General features: G+C 66.1%; 20 protein-coding genes. 13 read left to right on the top strand and 7 right to left on the bottom strand.

The genetic code is table 11. The features are described 5' to 3' along the window. Positions 1-453 carry a nucleoside deaminase gene (locus NA5_RS32290; protein ID WP_062992856.1) on the bottom strand — a complete coding sequence of 151 codons (453 nt, stop codon included), beginning with the start codon at positions 451-453 and terminating at the stop codon, positions 1-3. Between the two features lie 233 nt (positions 454-686). Between NA5_RS32290 and cobA the strand changes: the two genes are divergently transcribed. From cobA to NA5_RS32275, 3 genes are all read left to right on the top strand, one after another. Then, the gene (cobA, locus tag NA5_RS32285; RefSeq protein ID WP_062992855.1) at positions 687-1907 is read left to right on the top strand and encodes a uroporphyrinogen-III C-methyltransferase; all 1221 of its coding nucleotides are present in this window, start codon (positions 687-689) and stop codon (positions 1905-1907) included. Between the two features lie 282 nt (positions 1908-2189). Further along, a complete protein-coding gene (locus NA5_RS32280) occupies positions 2190-3716 on the top strand; it encodes an MFS transporter (protein WP_084484601.1) in 1527 nt (508 codons plus the stop codon). A gap of 2 nt (positions 3717-3718) precedes the next feature. Beyond that, positions 3719-5200, top strand: a complete 1482-nt coding sequence (locus NA5_RS32275; protein ID WP_062992807.1) for an MFS transporter — start codon at positions 3719-3721, stop codon at positions 5198-5200. A 19-nt stretch (positions 5201-5219) separates the two neighbouring features. Here NA5_RS32275 and NA5_RS32270 read toward each other — a convergent pair whose 3' ends face one another. Beyond that, the gene (locus NA5_RS32270; RefSeq protein WP_062992854.1) at positions 5220-5627 is read right to left on the bottom strand and encodes a PPOX class F420-dependent oxidoreductase; all 408 of its coding nucleotides are present in this window, start codon (positions 5625-5627) and stop codon (positions 5220-5222) included. Positions 5628-5677: 50 nt separating this feature from the next. After that, complete coding sequence (locus tag NA5_RS32265) at positions 5678-7366, bottom strand: PucR family transcriptional regulator (protein ID WP_062992806.1); 1689 nt, start codon at positions 7364-7366, stop codon at positions 5678-5680. Positions 7367-7486: 120 nt separating this feature from the next. Here NA5_RS32265 and NA5_RS32260 point away from each other — a divergent pair, with 120 nt between their 5' ends. Then, entirely contained in the window at positions 7487-8977 is a 1491-nt protein-coding gene (locus NA5_RS32260) for a CoA-acylating methylmalonate-semialdehyde dehydrogenase (RefSeq protein WP_062992853.1), read from the top strand. A gap of 17 nt (positions 8978-8994) precedes the next feature. Continuing rightward, complete coding sequence (locus NA5_RS32255; RefSeq protein WP_245672494.1) at positions 8995-10362, top strand: aspartate aminotransferase family protein; 1368 nt, start codon at positions 8995-8997, stop codon at positions 10360-10362. Between the two features lie 530 nt (positions 10363-10892). Here the strand turns inward: NA5_RS32255 and NA5_RS32250 are convergent. Then, positions 10893-11624 (bottom strand): DUF7873 family protein, encoded by a 732-nt coding sequence (locus NA5_RS32250; protein WP_062992804.1) that lies wholly within the window; start codon positions 11622-11624, stop codon positions 10893-10895. Positions 11625-12251: 627 nt separating this feature from the next. Between NA5_RS32250 and NA5_RS32245 the strand changes: the two genes are divergently transcribed. Continuing rightward, positions 12252-12929, top strand: a complete 678-nt coding sequence (locus tag NA5_RS32245; protein ID WP_062992803.1) for an NADPH-dependent F420 reductase — start codon at positions 12252-12254, stop codon at positions 12927-12929. Positions 12930-13117: 188 nt separating this feature from the next. Next, positions 13118-14062, top strand: a complete 945-nt coding sequence (locus NA5_RS32240; protein WP_063813727.1) for a hypothetical protein — start codon at positions 13118-13120, stop codon at positions 14060-14062. Positions 14063-14157: 95 nt separating this feature from the next. On the opposite strand, the gene yaaA is transcribed toward NA5_RS32240, so the two are convergent. Next, positions 14158-14901 carry a peroxide stress protein YaaA gene (gene yaaA, locus NA5_RS32235; protein WP_062992852.1) on the bottom strand — a complete coding sequence of 248 codons (744 nt, stop codon included), beginning with the start codon at positions 14899-14901 and terminating at the stop codon, positions 14158-14160. A gap of 1032 nt (positions 14902-15933) precedes the next feature. Here yaaA and NA5_RS32230 point away from each other — a divergent pair. Beyond that, the gene (locus NA5_RS32230) at positions 15934-17688 is read left to right on the top strand and encodes a proline--tRNA ligase (RefSeq protein ID WP_062992801.1); all 1755 of its coding nucleotides are present in this window, start codon (positions 15934-15936) and stop codon (positions 17686-17688) included. Between the two features lie 159 nt (positions 17689-17847). Continuing rightward, positions 17848-19599: an acyl-CoA dehydrogenase family protein gene (locus tag NA5_RS32225; RefSeq protein WP_062992800.1), complete on the top strand. Its 1752-nt coding sequence runs from the start codon at positions 17848-17850 to the stop codon at positions 19597-19599. A 103-nt stretch (positions 19600-19702) separates the two neighbouring features. Here NA5_RS32225 and NA5_RS32220 read toward each other — a convergent pair whose 3' ends face one another. Together NA5_RS32220 and NA5_RS32215 are read right to left on the bottom strand one after the other, a co-directional pair. After that, positions 19703-20137, bottom strand: coding sequence for a ferritin-like domain-containing protein (locus NA5_RS32220; RefSeq protein ID WP_062992799.1), 435 nt, complete (start codon positions 20135-20137; stop codon positions 19703-19705). Positions 20138-20360: 223 nt separating this feature from the next. Then, positions 20361-20972 carry a hypothetical protein gene (locus tag NA5_RS32215; RefSeq protein WP_245672493.1) on the bottom strand — a complete coding sequence of 204 codons (612 nt, stop codon included), beginning with the start codon at positions 20970-20972 and terminating at the stop codon, positions 20361-20363. A 241-nt stretch (positions 20973-21213) separates the two neighbouring features. Here NA5_RS32215 and rimP point away from each other — a divergent pair, with 241 nt between their 5' ends. From rimP to NA5_RS32200, 4 genes are all read left to right on the top strand, one after another. Next, the gene (gene rimP, locus NA5_RS32210; RefSeq protein ID WP_062992798.1) at positions 21214-21882 is read left to right on the top strand and encodes a ribosome maturation factor RimP; all 669 of its coding nucleotides are present in this window, start codon (positions 21214-21216) and stop codon (positions 21880-21882) included. After that, positions 21879-22910, top strand: coding sequence for a transcription termination factor NusA (nusA, locus tag NA5_RS32205; protein WP_062992797.1), 1032 nt, complete (start codon positions 21879-21881; stop codon positions 22908-22910). Before rimP ends, nusA begins: the two co-directional genes overlap by 4 nt. 143 nt (positions 22911-23053) lie before the next feature. Further along, a complete protein-coding gene (locus NA5_RS39770; protein ID WP_084484599.1) occupies positions 23054-23365 on the top strand; it encodes a YlxR family protein in 312 nt (103 codons plus the stop codon). Between the two features lie 108 nt (positions 23366-23473). Then, on the top strand, positions 23474-23765 hold a 292-nt coding region (locus NA5_RS32200), incomplete at its 3' end, for a translation initiation factor IF-2 N-terminal domain-containing protein (protein WP_245672492.1).

Here is a 23765-nt window from a genome sequence, read left to right as displayed (position 1 = left end):
TCAGTCCCCGGCTACCCCGATATCTTCGTTCCAGAGCAGCGGTTGATCGGCGATGAATTCGGTCATCATATCGATGCAGCGCTGGTCATCGAGCACGGTCACCGCGACGTCGTGCTCGGCCAGCCAGTCCTGCCCGCCGTGAAAAGTCCGCGCTTCCCCGATGAGCACCGCCCCGATCCCGAACTGGCGCACCAGCCCGCTGCAATACCAGCACGGCGCCAGGGTGGTCACCATGATGGTCGAGCGGTAGTCGCGGCGGCGGCCCGCATTGCGGAACGCATCGGTTTCGGCGTGCATGCTGGGATCACCGGACTGCACTCGACGGTTGTGCCCGCGTCCGAGCAGGGTGCCGTCGGCCGCGAACAGTGCCGCGCCGATCGGAATCCCGCCTTCGGCCAGGCCGCGCAGTGCCTCCTGGTAGGCCACCTCGAGCAGTTGCTCCGCCTGCGTCATGGCTGCACCGTGCTGTTCGGACTCGTCCCGAGCCACCCGATCGGTGCTGCCGATACCGCCGCCCTACCCCAGCGATTCATGGGCCGAAGTATAGGGAGGCCGTGCGCGGCGGGCGATTGCCGGGGACACGCACGCAGGACGTAGGCTCGAACACTGTGCCGAACACGTCAGTACCTGCCGATGACCAGCCGGAAAACAACCCGGCCGACCGTGCCGCGAGTGATCCGAATTACCTGGTCGGGCTCGATCTCAATGGACGGCGCGTCGTCGTGGTCGGCGGTGGGACGGTGGCGCAGCGCAGGCTCGGGCTATTGATCGCCTCCGGAGCGGACGTGCACGTCATCAGTCGCGAAGTCACACCCGCCGTGGAGGGAATGGCTACATCGGGGCAACTCACACTGACCTTGCGCGCCTACGCCGACGGCGATCTCGACGGCGCCTGGTACGCGATCGCGTGCACCAATGAACCCGAGACCAATGCGGCGGTCGTCGAGGAAGCCACGCGGCGACGGATCTTCTGTGTGCGCGCCGATGTGGCTCGACTCGGCACGGCCGTGACTCCGGCGACCGCTCGCCACGACGGCCTCACGCTCGGTGTCCTCGCGGGTGGACAGCATCGGCGTTCCGCGGCCGTGCGCAACGCATTGCTCGAGGCGCTGCAATCGGGTGTGGTCAACGATGATTCGACGCCGATCACCCCGGGTGTCGCGCTGGTCGGCGGCGGTCCCGGCGATCCGGATCTGATCACGGTGCGCGGTCGCCGCCTGCTGGCCCGCGCGAATCTCGTTGTCGCCGACCGGCTCGCACCGCCGGAACTGCTCGCCGAACTCGGTCCGGACGTCGAGGTGATCGATGCGGCCAAGATTCCGTACGGGCGGGCGATGGCCCAGGAGGCGATCAATTCCGCGCTGATCGAGGGCGCCAAGTCGGGCAAATTCGTGGTGCGGCTCAAGGGCGGCGACCCGTATGTATTCGGGCGCGGTTACGAGGAGCTCGAGGCCTGCGCCGAGGCGGGCATTCCGGTGACCGTGGTTCCCGGTATCACCAGTCCCATTTCGGTCCCCGCCGCCGCGGGCATTCCGGTGACCCATCGCGGCGTGACCCATGAATTCGTGGTGGTAAGCGGCCACGTCGCGCCCGACCACCCGGACTCCCTTGTCGACTGGCCCGCGCTGGCCCGGCTGCGCGGCACGATTGTGCTCATGATGGCCGTGGAGCGCATCGAACAATTCGCCACCGCACTCATCGACGGTGGCCGACCCGCCGACACTCCGGCGACGGTGATCCAGGAGGGCACCCTGCGCACCCAACGCGTTCTGCGCGCCGACCTCGGCACTGTCGCCGCCCGCGTTCGCGAAGAAGGCATCCGGCCGCCCGCGATCGTTGTGATCGGCCCCACGGCAGGCTTCTCCGTCGATGCCGCCGAGGCGCGGGCCGACTCATCTGCCGGATAACGCATCCCCGCATCGACCTGGCGCGTCGTCGAATCGTCGTGTCGACGCTGGTCGAGGAGACCTGTCGGTTCGTTCCGGGGGCGCCGATGCCGCATCCGACCGTGACCGCCGCACGTCGATCGCGGTATTCGATTGCACAGTCGCTCGGCTCCCGCAACTAGAGGGTGTCACAACGGCCCAGTGAGTTTCGCTATGAGTCGATGAATCGCACCCGCGGGAGCGGAGACCTGGGTTCCGGATCAATTACAGTGGCTCACCGTGCTCGATAATCCCCCTGCGAAGATGCAGTACCCGGTGACGCAGCGGGCCTTCGGGCTCGCCATTCTCGTGCTGAGCGGACTGCAGCTGATGGTTGTGCTCGACGGCACCGTGGTCATCTTCGCGCTGCCGCGACTGCAGGAAGAAATGGGCATGACCAGCGCGGGCGGCGCATGGACGGTGACCTCCTACGGCCTGACCTTCGCGGGTCTGATGCTGCTCGGCGGCCGACTCGGGGACGCGTTCGGTCGCAAACGCATGCTGATCCTCGGCGTCGGGATGTTCACCATCGCCTCGCTGATGTGCGGATCGGCCCAGGGCCAGGCCATGTTGATCGCGGCCCGCGCCGTGCAGGGTGCGGGCGCGGCGATTGCGGCGCCGACGGCATTCGCCCTGGTGGCAACCACTTTCGCGCCGGGAAAGGCGCGTAATCAGGCCATTGCGATCGTCGGCTCGATGGTCGGTATCGGCTCAGTCGGCGGTCTGGTGGTTGGCGGTGCGCTGACCCAGCTGTCCTGGCGGTGGATCTTCCTGATCAATGTGCCCATCGGCATCCTGATCATCCTCGGCGCGCTGTCCCAACTCGCCGATACCGAACATCACCGATCCGCACTCGATATCAAGGGCGCGGTGCTCGGCACCGTGGCCTGCGCGTCGATAGTGTTCGGCGCGACCGAGGGTCCGGAGTTGGGGTGGGGCAGTCCGGCCGTAATCGGTGCGCTGGTCGCGGGTGCGGTGCTGCTGGTCGTTTTCGTGGTCGTGGAGCGTACCGTCGATGATCCGCTGCTGCCGTGGTCGCTGTTCGACAGCCGCGACCGCGTCACCACCTTCCTGCTGATCTTCCTGGCCGGTGGCGTACTCGGCGCGATGACCTTCTTCGTCGCGCAGTTCCTGCAGAATGTGCTCGGCTACGGACCGCTGGTCGCGGGCATCGCATCGATCCCGTTCACCATCGGCATCGGCATCGGCGGCGCGCTGGCCTCGAAAGCGGCGCTGTTGATCGCACCGCGGTGGCTGGTCTGCGGTGCGGCGTTCGTGCTTGCCGCTGGACTGCTGGTCGGTTCGCAGCTCGACGGCGGGGTGAATTACCTGACCACCCTGCTGCCGCTGTTGATCGTGATCGGCTTCGGTGTCGGCGTGGCCATGGTGCTCGCGCCGCTGTGCGTGCTCGTCGGGGTGCCGCCGTCCGATATCGGCCCGCTGTCCGCGGTGGGGCAGATGTTCATGAACCTGGCGACGCCGGTGTTCATCGGTCTGCTCACGCCCATCGCGGCATCGCGCACCATGTCGATGGGCGGGCGCACCGGTAAGGCAGCCGATATGAACGAGGCCGAGATCTTCGCGCTCGGCAGCGGATACACGCTGGTGCTCGCGGTCTGCTCGCTGGTCGCGGTCTTGGCGGGCTTCATCGCGCTGACATTGCGTTATACGCCGAAACAGTTGGCCGAGGCGCAGCACGCGCAAGAGGAATCGCAGCGGACCGGCTCGATGCCGGTGGTGCCGCGGACCGGACCGCTACCTGTCATCCGTCGCTCCGACTACAGGAGGTGACTGTGCCGGACGATCCCGCTACGACGCCGTACCCGGTGACGCGGCGGGCCTTCGGCCTGGCGATCTTGGTGCTGAGCGGGCTGCAACTCATGGTCGTGCTCGACGGCACCGTGGTGATTTTGGCCTTGCCCCGATTACAGGACGAACTGGCGCTATCGAGCTCCGGTAGCGCCTGGATGGTCACCGCCTACGGTCTGCCGTTCGCGGGGTTGATGTTGCTCGGCGGCCGGATCGGTGACTCCTTCGGCCGCAAACGCATGTTCATCATCGGCGTCGCGCTGTTCACACTGGCCTCGCTGCTGTGCGGACTCGCGCGCAACGAGGGCATGCTGATCGCGGCCCGCGCGATCCAGGGCACCGGCGCCGCACTCGCGGCCCCGACCGCACTTGCCCTGGTAGCGACGACTTTCGCGCCCGGCCGGGTGCGCAATCAGGCGATCGCGATCTTCGGCTCGATGATGGCGGTCGGCTCGGTCGGCGGACTGGTGATCGGCGGCGCGCTCACCGAAGTGAGCTGGCGCTGGATCTTTCTGATCAATGTGCCGATCGGTGCGTTGATCCTGTCGGGCGCGGTGTTGCGGCTGCGCGACACCACCCACCACCGACTATCCCTGGACGTGCGCGGGGGCGTACTCGGCACCCTCGCCTGCGCGGCCCTGGTATTCGGTGCGACCGAGGGGCCCGAATTCGGCTGGGACAGTCCGGTCATCATCGGCTCGATTGCCATCGGTCTGGTGTTGTTGATCGTCTTCGTGCTCGCCGAGCGGTGGGTGGACAACCCGCTGCTGCCCTGGTCGCTGTTCGATAAGCGCGATCGGGTCGCCACCTTCGCCGCCATCTTCCTGGCCAGCGGAGTCCTGGCCGCGACAACCTATTTCGCGGGTCTGTTCGTGCAGAATGTCGTCGGCTACAGCCCGCTGGTCGCCGGGCTCGCGTTCATCCCGTTCACCATCGGCGCCGGTATGGGCACCGCCACGGCTTCGCAGCTGGCGATGATGGTCGCGCCGCGCTGGTTGTTGAGCGGTGCCGCGGCGATTCTCGTCGTCGGTCTGGTGTTCGGCTCGACGCTCGAGCGCGGCGTGCCGTACTGGCCGACCCTGGTGGGGCTGTTCATCATGATCGGATTCGGGATCGGTGTGGCCGTGGTGATCGTGCCGCTGTGCGTATTGGTCGGTGTCGCGCCGAAGAATATCGGTCCGCTGTCCGCGGTCGGCCAGATGTTCATGAACCTCGGCACCCCGTTCGCGATCGGTCTGCTCGCGCCGGTCGCCGCCTCCCGCACGCGATCGCTCGGCGGGCGAACGGGTAAGCCCATCGATATGACTCCCGCGGAGTTGGATGCCCTCGGAAGTGGTTACACGCTAGTGCTTTTCATCACCGCTATCGGCGCACTGCTGGTGGGTCTGGTGGCACTGACATTGCGCTATACGGCGGCCGAGGTCGGTCAGGCGCAGCATGTGCGGGAAGAGGCCGGGCAGGGCTGAACTCGGCCCGGCCGCGAGCTCACAGGCGACCGGCGACCTTGCGCGGGGTCACGCGCACGATCACGCGCGGTCCGTCATTGACCGACGCCGGGTTGAATTCGGCGTACGGCAGCCCGGTGTAGTGCTGCGACAGCTTATCCGGCAGCGTCCGGTCCGGATCCGGTGTGATCGTGGCGGTGCCGCGAATCTCCGCGTACGCGTACGGGTTGTCCGGCGGATTGATCATCACCGTGATCCGCGGATCACGGGCGAGGTTCTTGCCCTGCTGCCGATCTACGGTCGTGGAGAACAGCAGATCGTCGCCATCGCGCTCGAGCCAGATGACGGTCAGGTGTGGTTGTCCGTTCGGCCCGATAGTCGCCGCGGTCGCGAAGACCTTCGACTCGTCGAGGTACTTCTTCAATTGCGCGGAGAGTACAGCTGTCATGCATTCGTGAAACGTCGGCCGATTCACCAACATTCCCGATCCGATCGAAATCACTTGTCGGTCCTGGGGTTCGAATCGGCGATCAGATCGCGAATGAGCAGTGCGGTATGCAGTGAGGTGCGCGATTCGCCGTCCTCGAGGTCGACATCGAGAATCCGCTCGATGCGGGCGATGCGGTCGTAGAGGGTGGGTCGGCTGATATTGAGCCGCTTGGCGAGTTCGGTCTTATTGCCCGCCACGTCGAGGAACTGCCGCAACGTGCGCGTCAGATCTGCCGCATGCCGAATGTCGTAGCGCAGCAACGCACTCAGCTCCGTCTCGGCGAAACTCTGCACACCCGGTTCGTTGCGGATCAGCGAGAGCAGTCCGCGCAGCCGGATATCGCCGCTGCGATAGAACGGTCGCGCCCCCGTCGCGCGAGCGACGGACTCGGTGGCGGCAGCGGAGCGTGACCAGGTAGCGTCTCGGGAGCGCGGCCGATCAGACGCCGATGACTCCAGCGATAACGCGACCTCGGCGACGTGCGCCGCATGCGCCAATTCGCGCGCGGTGTCCAGCAGCGAATCCCCTTCCACACCAACGCCGATGACGGCACGTCGCACCCCGTCCACCCGCCGTACCTCGGCGATGATCGTCGAGCACACGGCGCGGAGCGTGTCGTCGAGATCGGCGCTGCGCGGGATCGCGAGCACCATGCCGACCCGATCACCGTGTTCGGCCGCGGTCAAGGCGGTGGCCTTCGACAGCCCGAGACCGTGGGTGACCGCGTCGAGCACGCCCGCGCTGCGGCGCTGCCTGGCGACCTGGTCGGATTCGGCAACGGCGGCGACGTCGATCGCCAGCGGAACGTAGCGCACGCGTCTGGTCAGCAGCCCCAGCGCCGCCGCTCTGGCCTGTGCATCGCGTTCATCCAGGACGCGGCCGTTGACCATATCGTCGATGAGTCCGGTCTGCGCCTGACGATGCAGGCCGAAGCGATCCTTATCGATCATCCGATGCAGCGTCAGCGTCTGTGCGGCACGCTCGAGCACCATGCGGGCGCGCGGCGTCGCGACCCGGCTCGAGCGCAGGATCAGCCGACCCCAGCGCTGGGTATGCGGCCCGACCTGCACCACATCCCAGCCCGCTGGCAGCAGTCGCGAGGTGGTCTCCCAGTTCTCCAGGATCGCCGAGGTGCTGGTGTGCCGGGCGGTCAGCGCCAGCACCCGGTGCGCCAGATCCTCCAGTACAACCGAGGAATCGAGCATGTCGGCGGCCGTCTCGACGATTTCGGCCAGCGCGGCGCGGCGCACGCTGAGCTCGGTGAAGGTCTCGTGCACGGTGCGCGCGAATTCGAGTTCGGCGTATTGGTCGGCCACGATCACCCGGTGCACGGCCTCGGTGATTTCGACGAAACGGGTCACGCGATGCAGCGCGATCACCGGGAGTCCGAGTGCGTCGGCGGTCTCGGCGACGATCGACGGCACCTGCGGCACGGCGGCGCCGAGTTCGACGACCAGTCCGGCCACCCCTGCGGCGGTCAGCGAATTCAGATATGTGACCGTCGACTCGTCGCTGCCGGTCAGGGCCAAGCCCGTGGTCAGCATCAGCTCACCGCCGACCAGCAATTCGGCGACATCCGGCAGATCGCTGACGTGCACCCACCGCACCGGCCGATCCAGCGCGGCCGCACCGACGACCTCCGGCTCGCCCGCGCGCACGACCGGCATGGCCAGCACATCGGCGACAGAGAGCAGCATCCGACGAATCGTAATAGGAAATCCGATATCGAATACAGAACGTCGGGCGGAAATCGGGTCTCGATGGTGCAGAGTCGGAACCACGACACCATCCGGCGCTCAGCATCGAATCGAGGAGATATGCAGACGATCGCGCACTGGCTCGACGGCAAACCGTTCGCGGGCACGAGCTCGGCGACCGCGCCGGTGACGAATCCGGCGACCGGGGTGGTGACCGGGCAGATCGCCCTGGCAGATATCGAGGATGCCAGGGCGGTGATCGCATCGGCCAAGGCGGCGTTCCCGGACTGGCGCGACACCTCACTGGCGCGGCGCACGCAGATCCTGTTCCGATTTCGTGAACTGCTCAACGAGCGCAAGGAAGAACTCGCCGAGCTGATCACCGCCGAACACGGCAAGGTGCGTTCGGATGCGCTCGGTGAGGTGAACCGCGGCCTGGAGGTAGTCGAATTCGCTTGCGGTGTCCCGCATTTGATCAAGGGCGGATTCACCGAGAATGCCTCGACGAAGGTGGATATCTTCTCGATCCGCCAGCCGCTGGGCCCGGTCGCGGTGATATCGCCGTTCAACTTTCCGGCAATGGTGCCGATGTGGTTCTTCCCGATCGCGATCGCGGCCGGGAATACCGTGGTGCTCAAGCCCAGTGAGAAGGATCCGTCCTCGTCGCTGTGGCTCGCCGAGCTGTGGCATGAAGCCGGTTTGCCCGCAGGGGTTTTCAATGTGCTCCAGGGCGATAAGGTCGCGGTCGACGAACTGCTCGACAATCCGGATATCAAGGCCGTCTCGTTCGTCGGCTCCACACCCGTCGCGAAGTACGTCTACCAGCGCGGCACCGCCAGCGGTAAGCGCGTGCAGGCGCTCGGCGGCGCCAAGAACCACATGGTGGTCCTGCCCGATGCCGATCTGGATCTGGCCGCCGATGCCGCTGTGAACGCCGGATTCGGCTCGGCAGGGGAGCGCTGCATGGCGATCAGTGTGGTGCTGGCGGTTGGTTCGGTCGGCGACGAGCTGGTCGCCAAGATCACCGAGCGGGCCAAGACCATCAGGACCGGTGACGGTGCCCGCGATACCGATATGGGTCCGCTGGTGACCCGCGAGCATCGCGATCGCGTCGCTGCATATATAGATGCAGGCGAATCTGCCGGTGCCAGTGTCGTTCTCGACGGTCGTGGCGTCCAGGCCGATGGCGCGGCGGATGGATTCTGGCTCGGGCCGACGATCCTCGATCATGTTGGCACCGAGATGAGTGTCTACACCGACGAAATCTTCGGGCCGGTCCTGTCGGTGGTGCGCGTCGACAGCTACGACCAGGCGCTCGAACTCGTCAATGCCAATCCCTACGGCAACGGCACCGCCATCTTCACCAATGACGGTGGCGCCGCCCGGCGCTTCCACAATGAGGTGGAGGTCGGCATGGTCGGCATCAATGTGCCGATTCCGGTTCCGATGGCCTACTACAGCTTCGGCGGCTGGAAGAACTCACTGTTCGGCGATTCGCATGCGCACGGCACCGAGGGCCTGCACTTCTTCACCCGGGGTAAGGCCGTCACGTCGCGTTGGCTGGATCCAAGCCACGGCGGACTCGAACTCGGATTCCCGCAGAACAAATAGCTATGCAGGAGAATTCGATGACCCTCCCGAATGCATCGGCGCCCGAACTCGCCCGGCAGGCCGCCGACCGCGCCTACGAGCTCGACCGCCGCCACGTATTCCACTCGTGGTCCGCGCAGGCACACCGCACACCTATAACCATCACCGCGGCCAAGGGCTGCTACGTATGGGACGGCGACGGCAATCGCCTGCTGGATTTCTCCTCGCAGCTGGTGAACACCAATATCGGGCACCAACATCCGAAAGTCGTCGCCGCGGTGCAGGAGCAGGCCGCAAAGCTGTGCACCGTCGCACCGCAGCACGTCAACGATGCCCGCTCCGAGGCGGCCCGGCTGATCGCCGAGCGAACCCCTGGCGAGCTCGACAAGATCTTCTTCACCAATGGCGGCGCCGACGCCGTCGAACACGCGGTTCGGCTGGCACGCCTGCACACCGGCCGCTACAAGGTACTTTCGCGCTACCGCTCGTACCACGGCGGCACCGAGACCGCGATCAACCTCACCGGCGATCCGCGGCGCTGGCCCAACGACCACGGCAATAGCGGCGTGGTCCACTTCTTCGGTCCCTTCCGGTACCGCTCGCAATTCCATGCCGCCACCGAAACCGAGGAAGCTGAACGGGCTTTGGCGCATCTGGAGCAGACCATTGTTTTCGAGGGACCGGACACGATCGCGGCGATCGTGCTCGAATCCATTCCCGGTACGGCGGGAATCATGGTTCCGCCGTACGGGTATATGGCGGGTGTCCGGGCGTTGTGCGACAACTACGGCATCGTCTTCATCGCCGATGAGGTGATGTCGGGGTTCGGGCGCACCGGAAAGTGGTTCGCCATAGAACATTTCGATGGCGTCGTCCCCGACCTGCTGACTTTCGCCAAAGGCGTGAACTCCGGTTATGTGCCGCTCGGCGGTGTCGCGATCAGCCCGGCCATCGCGGCGACCTTCGATGATCGTCCCTATCCGGGTGGGCTGACCTATTCTGGTCATCCGCTGGCGACGGCCGCCGCGGTCGCGACCATCAACGCGATGCGGGACGAGCGGATCGTGCAGAACGCCGCCGAAATCGGCACCCGCGTCCTCGGGCCAGGTCTGCGCGAACTCGCCGAACGTCACCCCAGCGTCGGTGATGTGCGCGGGGTCGGTGTGTTCTGGGCGCTGGAACTGGTGCGGGACAGGAGAACTCGCGAACCGCTCGCTCCGTACGGCGGCACCGGACCGGCCATGACCGAAACGGTCGCCGCGGCCAAGGCGGCGGGCCTGCTGCTGTTCGTCAACTTCAACCGGCTGCATGTCGTTCCGCCGTGCGTCATCGACGAGGCCGAGGCCAAGGAGGGACTGGACATCCTCGATCGTGCACTGACTGTCGCCGACGGGCACACCGCCTGACGATTCTGCCTACGGACAGATGGTTTCGCGAGAACATGGGTAACTTGCCGGATACGTCCAAGACCGGCCGCGCACCTGTACGGAACTGTCGGGGCTCTTACTGGTATGGCCGGAATATCTGGGAGGCAAGGGAACCCGAGGGCGTAGCCTGCCCCCGGGTTCCTTGGTGCCACCCAAATTCGCGCACCGGGTCGGTGGGATCGGATCAAACTCACTACGACGTGTCATGCGATTAGACCATCTTCCATTGTGGCTGGAAGAACAGGATTTGAACCCGTATCTCGTCGCGATTGCGTCCGCTCCTCGTGATCGGGTGTTCGGCGGCGAATGCTCAATCTGGAGCGAGAGACTGAGATTCCGGCTGCCTCTGCCGATTGGGCTATCCGGGCCTGTGCCCGGAGCGGGACTCGAACCCGCACTGTCACCGTGTCTTCAGGCTTGTCTTCAGTTTGAGTTTGTGCTCTTGCGCTTCCCCCGCACGCGGCGGGGGAGTCTGTGGGGTCGGGGGCGATTGTTCGCCCTCGACCGGTTCAGCGGAAGAGGTAGCGGAAGATCACGTCACCGGTCTTGCGGTCGGTGACCTGGCTTCCGTTGGCCTCCTCGCGGGCGAATTTGACTGCCTGCTGGAGCTTTTCGATGCGCTCGACCAACTCGTTGACCCGGCGCGCGGGCAGCGCACCGGAGAACTTCACCGTGGTCCAATAACCGATGGCGATGTCCTCGTAGTACACCTCGACCTGCGCCGGGTGTTTCTCGGTCGCCTCGGCCTTGACGTGGTTGCGCGGCACCTTCTTGGTGCGGATGGTGCGCACGGCGTCGGTGCGCCAGGTGTCGGACGAATCGTCGAACGCCCAGGACTCGGCGGCGTCGAGCACCGGCAGCTTCTTGACGAAGGTATGCAGGTCGGCCAGCTGCTTCTCCAGGAACAGCAGGTACGACACCGGTACGGCGGGCAGCAGGGTCTCCTCGTCGACGCGGACGTCGGCCTTGGCCTCGCAGTTCGCCCAGTCTTTGGTCGCCGTCACATCGAACAGCCGGGTCAGCGTCGCGGCCGTCTGGCGCAACACCTCCTCGGACTTCACCTGCACCCGCGTCGACTCCGGGGGAAGCTGTTCGCCCTCTTCATCTTTCGGCTGATAGGTGCGCGCGATACCGGACAGCAGCCCCGGCTTCTGCAGCTGACTCTGGGTCTCCGCCAATTCGCGCAGCGCGCCGCTCTTGACGCCCTTCTCCACCGCGATGATCTGATTCAATTTCGTCATCGATTACCTCCCCGGGCGCCCTCGACGCCGTCACATTCCTTGTGCGGCCCTGCATTTCGAATCTCCCCCGCCGCGCGCCAAACACTACAGACCGTTCATCGCGCACGCATCCGAGTTTTCGCGTGGGGCGTGTCTGGGGTGCTGAGACTGACTACCCCGCTGGATGCGAGTTTTCGCGGCCGATGTGTCTGGAGTGCACAGCTCGATCTCCCGGCGCATCTGTTTTCCGCGCGTAGGACGTGTCCAGGATGGACAGACCGATCACTCGGCGCGCATCCGGGTTTCGTGTTGGGGATGTGTGAGATTTTCGCGAGGGCGCGCAGGTGGATGCGAGTTTTTCGCGTGCGCGATGTGTCTGGGGTACGCAGCTTGATCTCCCGGCGCATCTGTGTTTTGGCGTGGGACGTGTTCGGGATGCACGAGCGATCCCCGACGCATCCGAGTCTTTCCCGCGGGACGTGTCCAGGATGCACAGAGCGATCACCATGCGCGGATCCGAGTTTTTCGTGTGGGGGATGTGTCCGGGATGCGCAGACCGGTCACTCGGGCGTATCGCGAGTTCTTCGCTGAGGGGATGCATCCAACGGCGGCGGGAACAATCGTGGTGCCGCCTCGGTTGGGTGGGGCATGACAACGCTTGGATTGATCGGTAGCGGGAACATCGGCGGCACGCTGGCGCGGTTGGCCGTCGCGGCCGGGCTCGATGTCGTGGTCAGTAATTCACGGGGGCCCGAGACGCTGGCGGAGTTGGTGGCCGAGCTCGGGCCGCGGGCACGCGCCGCCACCGCAGCGGAGGCGGCCGCGGCCGGTGACATCGTCGTGGTCACCGTGCCGTTGAAGAACTACCGGCAGGTCCCGGTGGAGCCGCTGGCGGGCAAGGTCGTCATCGACACCAACAACTACTACCCGGACCGTGACGGCATCTTCCCCGAACTCGAGGACGGCACCGCCACCAGCAGCGAACTGCTTCAGCGCCACCTGCCGACCTCGAAGGTCGTCAAGGCCTTCAACAACATCTTCTATCCGCATCTGGCCGCCCTGGCCCGCCCCTCCGGTGCGCCCGACCGTTCGGCCCTCCCCATCGCAGGCGACGACGTCGACGCGAAAAAGGCCGCCGCGGAACTACTCGACACCCTCGGCTACGACATTGTCGACGCGGGCCCTCTTACCGAAAGCTGGCGCTCCCAGGTGAACACCCCCGTCTACGGCGACCCCTACGCCGAAGCCCTCCCCTTCTGGGAGCACCCCGCCGCCCCCGCTCCCGCCGAAAAGATCCGCACCGCCCTCGCCGCCGCCACCCGCTAGCCGCCCAAATCGGGCATCGCATAACCATCGGGCACCTCGCACAGGCTATAGCCTGTGCGAGGTCGCGAAAAGGTATGCGGCAGCGTGATTCCGCTCTGGTGGGCGGAGTTATGCACAGGGCCCGAGTTATGCACATTTCGGGAGTTGGGGCTTTTGGGCGGGGGTGAGGGCTGGGCAGCATCGGGGGTGTGAATGTACCCAGGACGATTTCACGGCATGCTGCGTTGGCGGCTGGTTTGGCGGCACATGAGCTGAGTGGGCCCGGGTGGCAGCGGGTCTGTCGCGGGCAGTATGCGCGGGCGGTGGATGTGGGCGCGCTCAGCGCGGAGCAGCGGCATCTATTGCTGATCGGCGGGGTTACGGCTGGTGCGAGCGCTGCCGCGGTGGTCAGTCATGTTTCCGCGGCGGTCGCGCATGGACTGCCGATATGGGCGCTTCCGTTGACACGGGTCCATATGACGCGCAACCGCGCGTCAGGGGCCCGCACCGGCCCCCGCATCGTGGTGCACGCAACATCAGTCGAGCCGGACGAGGTCGTTCAGGTCGGCGACCTTCGGGTGACGACTGTGGCGCGCACCGTCATTGATCTGGCACGGACGGTGCCGTTCGAACAGGCCGTCGTCATCGGTGACGCCGCGTTGCACCATGCGGCGACCACTCGATCCGAACTGGCCCAACAACTATCGCGGGCCGCCGGTCGCCCCGGATGTCCGGCAGCCCGACGGGTGGTCGAATTCCTCGACGGCCGTGCCGAGAGTCCGGGGGAATCACGAAGCCGGATCGGGTTGTGCGCCTTCGGATTTCCCGCACCGGAGCTGCAGCCCACGATCCTGGATGCCGACGGCACATTCGTCGCCCGAGTCGATTTCCTGTTTCCGACGTTGGGAGTGGTCGGTGAGTTCGATGGAATGGTCAAGTACCGCAGCAATATTCAGCACGGTTCGGCGGAATCCACGGTAATCGCCGAAAAGATCCGCGAAGACGCCCTACGCGCCCTCGGCTGGATCGTGATCCGCTGGATCTGGCGGGATCTGGACCGCCAGGACCGTTGGCGAACCCGCCTCGCGCGCGCCGCCGACCTGGCCCGCAACCACCCCCGCATCGGCACCTGGCACCCCGTCCAACGCATCTGACCGCCCTCCCGCACAGCTTCGAACCCGTCGCATAGGCGATGGGCATAGCGCATAGCTCATACCCTGTGTGAGGGTCTCACTCGCTATGCGACAGCTCAGGTGATGATGAGGAGTTCGGTGGGGGAGGCTATTTCGGTGCGCAGGCCCGATTTGGTGGCGATACGGGCTACGGCGCGGATGTCGGTGGGTTCGGCGCGGGTGAGTACCAATGCGCGGGCGAGCAGGCCCTTGTGGTGTTTGTTGAAGTGGCTCACCACAGTTCGGGAGCCGTCGGGGTGTTCGGTGAGGACATTGGCGGTGATGGCCTCCGGAATGCGGCCGAGCTGTTGGTAGGTGCCCGAGCGCAGGTCGATGACGAGTTCACCGGCGGCCTCGGCGACCAGTGCGTCGGGCAGGACATCGCGCCAGATGGCGGAAAGCGTCGGAAGGCCGGGAAGTTTCGAACCGCCAGAGAGCCGGTAGGCGGGGATGAGGTCATCGGCGCGGACAGCCCCGAACAGTGCGGAGCCGATGCCGAGGCGGGCATAGGCCTTGGCGCGTTGGACCTTGGTGAAGGAGCGGACATCCAGTGCGTCATAGAGCACGCCGGTGTAGCGCTCCAGCGCGGGCCGGGTGGCGGAGGTGCGCAAGGTCGAATTGCGCGCGATCTCGGTATCGGCCCCCTTGCCGAGCCCGAGCACCGCGCGCGAGGCGTCCGGATCGGCGGCCAGCTTGACGACCTCGTCGATTAGCCGGTCGCGCACCGCCGTGAGCTGCGGCATCGCCAGCGATTCCAGCTCCAGCGGCACATCGGTTCCACCATCGGACTTGGTTTCGGAAGGAGGCAGCAGCACCAGCACGAGCGGATACGGTACCGCGTGAGCGAACGTCAGCTGGTGAGCTGTCGGCATCACCGAGCGTCGCCCGGTTGTGGCGGAGCTGAGCGTCGAGAAGGCGGCGGTACCGGCGAGTGGATGCGGTACTGCCTGAGTGGATATCAGCTGGTGAGCTGTCGGCATCGCCGAGCGTCGCTCGGTTTTGGCTGAGCTGCCTGCAGATGGGGGTGGCACGGCGAGTGGATGTGGTATTGCCTGAGCGAGCTTCAGCTGGTGAGCCGTCGGGCATAGCAGCGTCGCTCGGTTGTGGCGGAGTCGAGCCGAAGAAGGGGGCGCGCCAGCACTAGGGGATGCGGTACTGCGTGAGTGAATGTCAGCTGGTGGGGCTCTCGACATAGCCGAGCGCGAAGATGGGGCGGCACCAGCGAGTGATGCGGTACTGCCTGAGCGAGCGTCAGCTGGTGAGCCGTCGGCATAGCGGCGTCGCTTGGTTACGGCGGAGTCGAGCCCTACGGCTGTCGGCGCAGCCGAGCGTCGCCCGGTTGTGGCTGAGTCGAGCGCGAAGATGGGGGCGGCACCAGCGCGAGTGGATGCGGTACCGCGTGAGCGAGCGTCAGCTGATGAGCTGTCGGCATAGCCGAGCGTCGGCCGGTTGTGGCGGAGCTGGGTTCAGATGGCGGCGGCGCCGGTGGGAGCGGGTGCGGCACCGCGTGAGCGAATGTCAGCTGGTGAGCTGTCGAGACATCCGGGCATCGCTCGGTCTCTGCAGGGCCGAGCGCTAGTCACGTGGAAAGCGAGCGCGGCGAGTGAACTATCGACACTGGGCAAACGCGTATGACGGAGCCGAGCATCGAGGGGTATCGGGTGATCTCGCGGATCGTGGCAGGCAACGAATAATCTGCGCGATGCGATGGGCGAACTGTCGTGTGCGAGGTGCGGTCGTGGACGGTGCGGGGCTCGGCGCGGTGGCTCGGGTAACCACGGAGAGACTCGCTCAGGCCGAAATGGGCTAATGCCTTGCAGACATCGCCCGGCCAGCGACTACCCTGTCGTTCCGTGATCACCCGCCTCTCCCACCTGTTCCTGCGTACCCTGCGCGACGATCCCGCCGACGCGGAGGTGCCCAGTCACAAACTCCTCGTCCGCGCCGGATATGTGCGGCGCATCGCCCCCGGTGTGTATTCCTGGCTGCCGCTGGGCCTGCGGGTGCTGCGGCGGGTGGAGCAGGTCGTGCGGGAAGAGATGAATGCCATCGGCGCGCAGGAGATCTCGCTGCCAGCGCTGCTGCCGCGCGAGCCTTACGAGACCACCAACCGGTGGACCGAATACGGCGACGGCCTGTTCCGGCTGCAGGACCGCAAGGGGGCGGACTATCTGCTCGGGCCCACGCACGAGGAGCTTTTCGCGCTCACTGTGAAGGGTGAATACAGCTCGTACAAGGATCTGCCGGTCACGCTCTACCAGATCCAGACCAAATACCGCGATGAGGAGCGTCCCCGCGCGGGCATCCTGCGCGGGCGCGAATTCATCATGAAGGACTCCTACTCCTTCGATCTCGACGAGGACGGACTGCAGGCGAGCTACAACGCGCATCGCGAGGCCTACCAGCGGATTTTCAACCGGCTCATGGTCAAGTACGTCATCGTCGCGGCCACCTCGGGTGCGATGGGCGGCAGCGCGTCGGAGGAATTCCTCGCGGACAGTCCGGTCGGCGAGGACACCTATGTGGTGTGCCGGGAATCCGGCTACGCCGCGAATGTGGAAGCGGTGGTCACGCCCGCTGCCGAAGCGCGGCCCATCGAGGGTCTGCCCGCGGCCGTCGTACACGACACCCCGAACACCCCCACCATCGCGACGCTGGTGGACTGGGCAAACAGCGCGGGCATCTCCGCCGGTCCCGTCACCGCGGCCGACACCCTGAAGAACATCATGGTCAAGCTGCGCCACCCGGACGGTAAGACCGAACTGCTCGGCATCGGCATCCCGGGCGATCGCGAAGTCGACGACAAGCGCCTCGCCGCCGCGGTCGAACCCGCCGAGGTGGAGCTGCTCACCGAGGCCGATTTCGCCGCCAACCCGTTCCTGGTCAAGGGCTACATCGGCCCGAAGGCCTTGCAGGCCAATGGTGTTCGCTACCTCGTCGACCCGCGCATCGGCACCGGAAGCAGCTGGATCACCGGCGCCGACGAGCCGGGCAAGCACGTCGTCGCCTTGGTCGCGGGCCGCGATTTCACGCCCGACGGGACCATCGAGGCCGCCGAGGTGCGTGACGGCGATCCCTCACCCGACGGGCGCGGCGTCCTGGTGTCCGCGCGCGGCATCGAGATCGGCCACATCTTCCAGCTGGGCAATAAGTACACCGACGCGTTCGAGGTCGATGTGCTCGGCGAGAACGGCAAGCCGGTGCGGCTCACCATGGGCTCCTACGGCATCGGCGTCTCCCGCATGGTCGCGGTGATCGCTGAGCAGCAGCATGACGAGAAGGGCCTGCGCTGGCCGCGCGAGGTCGCGCCGTTCGATGTGCACGTGGTGATCGCGAACAAGGACGACTCCTCGCGTGCGGGCGGCGAACAGGTTGCGGCGCTGCTGGATACGGCCGGACTCGACGTCGTCCTCGACGACCGCAAGGCCTCGCCCGGTGTGAAGTTCAAGGATTCCGAGCTGATCGGCGTCCCGCTGGTCGTGGTCGTCGGGCGCGGCTGGGCCGAGGGCAAGGTCGAGATCCGCGACCGCTTCACCGGCGAATCCAACGAGGTCGCGGCCGATTCGGTGGTCGAATCCGTGCTCGCGCAGGTCCGCGGCGGGCAGTAGCTTCGGCCTTCGATAACCAGTGGGAAGCCCGGTTGACTGAGCACAGTCGATCGGGCTTCTCGCATTCTTCCCGACCTACGGTTCCGTAGGCATGATTCGTGGCGCGCGGTTATCCCGGACCCCCTCCTGACTGCTGTTACCCGCTGGTAAGTTAGCGGCATGACGAGCACCGACGCGTTGTTGTTCAACCCCACCAACTATGACCCGAAGCAGTTCGACGCCGAGACGCGGCGGCTGTTGAAGGCCACCATCGAGTGGTTCGAGTCGCGGGGCAAGCGGCAGCTGCTGGCCGATGACGCGGATGCGGTCTGGGTCTCGGACTTCCTCGAGTTCGTCAAGAAGGAGCGCCTGTTCGCGACCTTCCTGACCCCGGCCGCCTACGCCGACGGTGACGCGAACCGGCGGTGGGACGGTGCGCGCAATGCGGCGCTGTCGGAAATCTTCGGCTTCTACGGTCTCGCGTACTGGTACGCCGAGCAGGTCACCATCCTCGGCCTCGGCCCGATCTGGCAGAGCGATAACGAGGACGCCAAGAAGCGCGCGGCCGCCGATCTCGCCGACGGCCAGGTGATGGCATTCGGTCTGTCCGAGCGCGACCACGGTGCCGACATCTACAACACCGATCTGATCCTGACGCCGACCGAACCGGGCAGTGCGGATGCCGAGGCCGGAATCCTGTTCCGCGCCAATGGTGTCAAGTACTACATCGGCAATGGAAATGTCGCGTCGATGGTGTCGGTATTCTCCCGCCGCGCCGATATCGAAGGCGCGGACGGCTATGTGTGGTTCGCCGCCGACAGCCGCCACGACAATTACGAGCTGATCGACAATGTCATCCACGGTCAGCTGTATGTGAGCACCTTCGCGCTGCACGACTACCCGGTGACCGCCGCCGATATCCTGTCCACCGGTCCGGAGGCCTTCTCCGCCGCGCTGAACACCGTCAATGTCGGCAAGTTCAACCTGTGCCACGGCAGCATCGGCATGGTCGAGCATTCGTTCTACGAGGCCATCACGCACTCCAACAACCGCATTCTGTACGGCAAGGCCGTCACCGAATTCCCGCATGTGCGAACGAATTTCGTGGATGCGTACGCGCGCATCGTCGCGATGAAGCTGTTCAGCGACCGCGCCGTCGACTATTTCCGCAGCGCCAGCCTCGAGGACCGCCGCTACCTACTGTTCAACCCGATGACCAAGTCCAAGGTGACCTCCGAGGGCGAGACCGTCATGACGCTGCTGCTGGATGTGCTGGCCGCCAAGGGATTCGAGAAGAACACCTACTTCGCGCAGGTCGCGCGCTATATCGGCACGTTGCCACGGCTCGAGGGCACGGTGCACGTCAACGTCGGCCAGATCCTGAAATTCATGCCGAACTACCTGTTCAATCCGAAGGACTACCCGGAGATCGGCACCCGCGTCGATGCGGCCGACGACGAGTTCTTCTTCCGACAGGGTCCGGCCCGTGGCGCGGGCAAGGTGCAGTTCGCCGACTGGACCCCGGTCTACGAAAAGCACGCCGACCTGCCGAATGTCGCGCGCTTCTACGAACAGGCCCAAGCTCTGCGCACCCTGCTCACCACGGCCGCACCCGATGCCGACCAGCAGAAGGACCTGGACTTCATGCTGACCATCGGCCACCTGTTCTCCCTGGTGGTCTACGGCCAGCTGATCCTGGAGCAGGCCGCCATCACCGGCCTGGACCGCGACATCGTCGAGCAGATCTTCGACTTCCAGATCCGCGACTTCAACGGCCACGCCACCACCCTCTACGGCAAGCCCTCCGCCACCCCCGACCAGCAGGCCTGGGCCGCCTCCGCCTTACGCCCGCCGGTCGCCGACGGTCCCCGCTTCGACCGGGTCTGGGCCGAAGTCGCCGCCTACGACGGCACCTACGAAATGCGCCCATAGTTATTCGCATCGGCCACCGCCGCGCACGGTTCTGCGCCGCGGAACTGACGCGCCGCGCACGAATTTGCGTTGACGAATCCGTGCGCGGCGCTCAGCGAGGCGGTTAGGCCTTGCCGGGGAAGGCAGTGGTGGGCGGGTTTGCGCCGAGGATGGCTTGCCAGGTGGCCAGTCGCAATGCGCATTCGGTCAGTGCGTCGACGCCCATTCGGCGCAGGGATTCGGAGTTGCCGTTCTCGACGACCGCGCGCCAGGCGACGGCGGTGTCGGTTTCCACCGTGACGGCCAGGTTCGCCGCCGGGATCGGATCGTTCACCAGGAACGGCGTGGTGTACGCCGCGTCCGGCGGCGGCACCGCGACTCCGGCCGTCTTCAACGCATCAATGGTGGTATCGCGGCGGGCACGGTGGGCAGCGGTGTCTTGCGCGACCAAGCGGGATCGTTCCGCGGAGGCGTAGGCCGCGATCACGCCGTAGGCGTACACCGCCGCGTACTCGGCGCGCAAGGCATCGAGCAGGGCTTGGCGTTCGTCTTCGGTCATGCGCGCATCCCTGTCTGGATGTGGTCGACCGTGCGCGTGGAAGGCGCCACCGCTCGGCATGCGGGGTCGGTTGTCTTCGCGCCCATATAGTCGAGCAGGGCTTGGCGTCCGGCTTCGGTCATGCGCTCATCTCTGCCTGGGGGAGTTGTATCGTGCGCACGGTGTGCGGAGTCGGTCGTGTTCGCGTGCCCGGCTTCGGACCGAGCGTGGTGTCCGGCACGAGTCATGCCAGCAAAACCCCCGCCTGCGCCGCGCATGACGCGCTGATCGAGGCCAACAGTCCTGCGCGATAACCGGATTGGGTGCGAGCAAGATCACCCGCGGACTGTTGTGACTTGGCCAGCCGCGTGCGCAACTCATCGATACTCGGCGGCGTGGTGGGCGATGCGGATCCGCCGGACGCCGCCGGGGAGGTGCCCGAAGCGGATGGGGTCGGTTCTTGGGTGCGGTGCACCGGCGTGGTGCCATCACCGTAAACGCCGATCACACGGTTGATTTCGGCACGCAGCGCATCCGCGTGCGCCGTGCGTTCGTTCGCGATGACGGTCAATTCGGCATGTCGCTGCGGCGTCACCGCGATCGCTGCCGTCGCGGCCGCGGCATCGGCGCGCGCCAGGACCTCTTGTGCGGCAAGCGGATCGGGCTGATACACCGTCTTGTCCGTGCATCCGGCCACCGCGCCGACGGCTAGCACACCCACGGTCGAGCCGCCCGCCAGCCGCAACGCGGTGCGGCGGTCGACGATGCCGGTGCGACCGTGCTGGGATTGCTGCCGGTCGATGGGGATGCCGGAAGTGCACTCGGCGCGCGGCGGGGCGGGGAGGCGGATTGGCACGGCACCATCGTGCCAGATTCGCGGGGCTCGGCCGACCATGCGTCTACCGCGCGGTCGGTGCGGGACCCGCCGCGCCGTGTCGCGGGCGCGTGGCCAGGAAACTTGCTCGAGGCCGCTTGTCCATTACACTCTCGAGGCGCGTTACGCTAGATCTCCGGTAGAGAATTTTTTCCGCTAGCGACTGCTTGCAGGTCGCTCGAAAAGATCAGCCGTCTGACAACTGAACCAGGAGCCGCCCCACATGCCCATGCCGACCGAGGAAAGGGTGAGCCAGCTCGTTGCTGGACTCGTCGAGCGCCGAGGATTCGACCTCGAGGGTGTCGAGATCTCGACGGCGGGCAAGCATGTGGATGCCCAGGCTCGGGTGAAGGTGATCGTCGACAGCGATGCCGCTTCCGATCTCGACGCCATCGCCGGACTGAGCGCCGAACTCTCCGAGGGCCTCGACAGTGCGGGCGATTTCGGCGAGACGCCCTATCTGCTCGAGGTGACCAGCCCCGGCATCGATCGCCCGCTCACCGCCGACCGGCACTGGCGCCGCGCCCAGGGCCGCAAGGTCCGGATCAAGCTACGCACCGGCGCGCCGTCGCCGGATCCGAAGTCATCGGACAAGTTCGAGGCCAGGGTCGGTGTCCTCACCGATGACGCGGTGGCGCTGGTGCTCGGCGGGAAGAACAAGCCGCACCGGGTGACGATCCCGCTGGCCGATATCGCCGAGGCGGTCGTTCAGGTGGAATTCAACCCGCCCGGCGCGCGGGAACTGGAACTCGCGGGCGGAGTCGCGCCCGGCCGTCCGCGGCCGGGTCAAGAGGAAGCGGTGGACCCCACCGCCGATGTCCGAGGAACAACCGATGTACCAACCGAATCACTAGAAGCGTCCGATTCGCCGACCGAAGGGATCGTGGAATGAACATCGAAATCGAAGCCCTGCGCGCGATTGTCGCCGATAAAGGGATCTCGATCGAGACCGTGATCTCCGCGATCGAGTCGGCACTGCTCACGGCCTACCGCCATACCGAGGGCCACCAGCCGAACGCGCGCATCGATATCAACCAGAAGACCGGCGTGGTCCGGGTGATGGCCCGTGAACTCGACGCCGACGGCAATGTCATCTCCGAATGGGACGACACCCCAGAGGGTTTCGGCCGGATCGCCGCGACCACCGCGCGCCAGGTGGTGCTGCAGCGGCTGCGTGATGCCGAGAACGAGAAGTCCTTCGGCGAGTTCTCCACCCATGAGGGTGACATCGTCGGCGGTGTGGTGCAGCGCGATGCCCGCGCCAATGCCCGCGGCACCGTCGTGGTGCGCATCGGCAGCGAACTGCACGGCACCGAGGGACTGATCCCGCCAGCCGAGCAGGTGCCCGGCGAAAGCTATGAGCACGGCGACCGCATCAAGTGCTACGTCGTCGGGGTCTCTCGTGGCCCGCGTGGCCCGCAGATCACCCTCTCGCGCACCCATCCGAATCTGGTGCGCCGACTGTTCGCACTCGAGGTGCCCGAAATCGCCGACGGTTCGGTGGAGATCGTCGCGGTCGCGCGCGAGGCCGGACACCGCTCCAAGATCGCGGTGCGCACCACCGTGCCCGGCGTCAATGCCAAGGGCGCGTGCATCGGCCCGATGGGACAGCGCGTGCGCAATGTGATGAGCGAACTGGCGGGGGAGAAGATCGACATCATCGATTACGCCGATGATCCGGCGACCTTCGTCGGGAATGCGCTCTCGCCCTCGAAAGTTGTATCGGTCACGATCGTGGATCCGGAAGCCCGCGCCGCCCGCGTGGTCGTGCCCGACTTCCAGCTCTCACTCGCGATCGGCAAGGAAGGGCAGAACGCCAGGTTGGCGGCCCGCCTGACCGGTTGGCGGATCGATATCCGCAGCGATGCCACCCCGGATGCGGGCAGCGGCAGTGTGCGGACGGAGGCGCATCGGAGTTGACCGATTCCCGCGAATCGGGCCCGCCGGATGACAGGTTCGTAACTTCGGAAGGGGCGGGGTTCGGTGTTCCGAGCGGGACAGCGGTAGAGTGGTCTCAGGTTCAACGCGAGCCTTCGGTTCCTTTGTTCGAACGCACTACCGAGCTGGCCCCGGCGCACCGACGTCGATCGGCTCCGGTGCGGACGTGCATCGGGTGCCGAAAGCGCGAGTTGGCCGTCGATCTGTTGCGGATCGTGGCGCAGGACTGTGAGACCGGTGACGGTTCCGAGGTTGTTGCGATAGTTCCCGATCCGCGGCGCAGACTTCCCGGACGGGGTGCCTGGCTGCACCCCGTTTCGGTTTGTTTGCACACGGCAGAACGACGCCGAGCATTCGGCAGAGCACTACGAGTGTCCGGAAAACTGGATATCTCAGCCCTGGAGAAGTACCTCGAGAACAGGCACGAGCACTCATGAGCACACCGTGAAGCACCAACGATGAACGTCCATCGGAGATAACCCGAGGTCGTGCGGGCCCGCCTTTCCCAGGCGGAGATACTGCTCGACCTCTCAGTGAGGAGAGCAGTGGCAGGCAAGGCCCGCGTGCACGAGTTGGCCAAAGAACTCGGTGTCACAAGCAAAGAACTACTCGCAACGCTCAAGGAGCAGGGCGAGTTCGTGAAGTCGGCGTCCTCGACGGTGGAAGCACCCGTCGCACGTCGACTGCGCGAGTCGGTGGCGGGGAAGTCCGCGCCGACCAACGGCACAGCGAAGTCCGGGTCACGGCCCGGCCCCGCATCGAGCACTCCGTCCGCGAAGCCCGCCGCAGGCGGCGGTCCGCGTCCGGGTCCACGTACCCCGTCGCCCGCGCAGGCGG

The sequence above is a fragment of the Nocardia anaemiae NBRC 100462 genome (genome assembly GCF_001612725.1).
Classification (GTDB): Bacteria; Actinomycetota; Actinomycetes; order Mycobacteriales; family Mycobacteriaceae; genus Nocardia; species Nocardia anaemiae.
The sequence above is the reverse complement of the archived record's forward strand: the minus strand, read 5'-3'. Positions and strand labels throughout refer to the sequence as shown.

Excerpts from the sequence above, each read along its gene's own strand:
- nusA (WP_062992797.1), top strand. The coding sequence starts at position 21,879 with ATGAACATCGAAATCGAAGCCCTGCGCGCGATTGTCGCCGATAAAGGG.
- NA5_RS32265 (WP_062992806.1), bottom strand. The coding sequence starts at position 7,366 with ATGCTGCTCTCTGTCGCCGATGTGCTGGCCATGCCGGTCGTGCGCGCG.
- NA5_RS32255 (WP_245672494.1), top strand. The coding sequence starts at position 8,995 with ATGACCCTCCCGAATGCATCGGCGCCCGAACTCGCCCGGCAGGCCGCC.
- NA5_RS32270 (WP_062992854.1), bottom strand. The coding sequence starts at position 5,627 with ATGACAGCTGTACTCTCCGCGCAATTGAAGAAGTACCTCGACGAGTCG.
- NA5_RS32290 (WP_062992856.1), bottom strand. The coding sequence starts at position 453 with ATGACGCAGGCGGAGCAACTGCTCGAGGTGGCCTACCAGGAGGCACTG.
- NA5_RS32250 (WP_062992804.1), bottom strand. The coding sequence starts at position 11,624 with ATGACGAAATTGAATCAGATCATCGCGGTGGAGAAGGGCGTCAAGAGC.
- NA5_RS32280 (WP_084484601.1), top strand. The coding sequence starts at position 2,190 with ATGCAGTACCCGGTGACGCAGCGGGCCTTCGGGCTCGCCATTCTCGTG.
- NA5_RS32260 (WP_062992853.1), top strand. The coding sequence starts at position 7,487 with ATGCAGACGATCGCGCACTGGCTCGACGGCAAACCGTTCGCGGGCACG.
- rimP (WP_062992798.1), top strand. The coding sequence starts at position 21,214 with ATGCCCATGCCGACCGAGGAAAGGGTGAGCCAGCTCGTTGCTGGACTC.
- NA5_RS32220 (WP_062992799.1), bottom strand. The coding sequence starts at position 20,137 with ATGACCGAAGACGAACGCCAAGCCCTGCTCGATGCCTTGCGCGCCGAG.
- NA5_RS32225 (WP_062992800.1), top strand. The coding sequence starts at position 17,848 with ATGACGAGCACCGACGCGTTGTTGTTCAACCCCACCAACTATGACCCG.
- NA5_RS32245 (WP_062992803.1), top strand. The coding sequence starts at position 12,252 with ATGACAACGCTTGGATTGATCGGTAGCGGGAACATCGGCGGCACGCTG.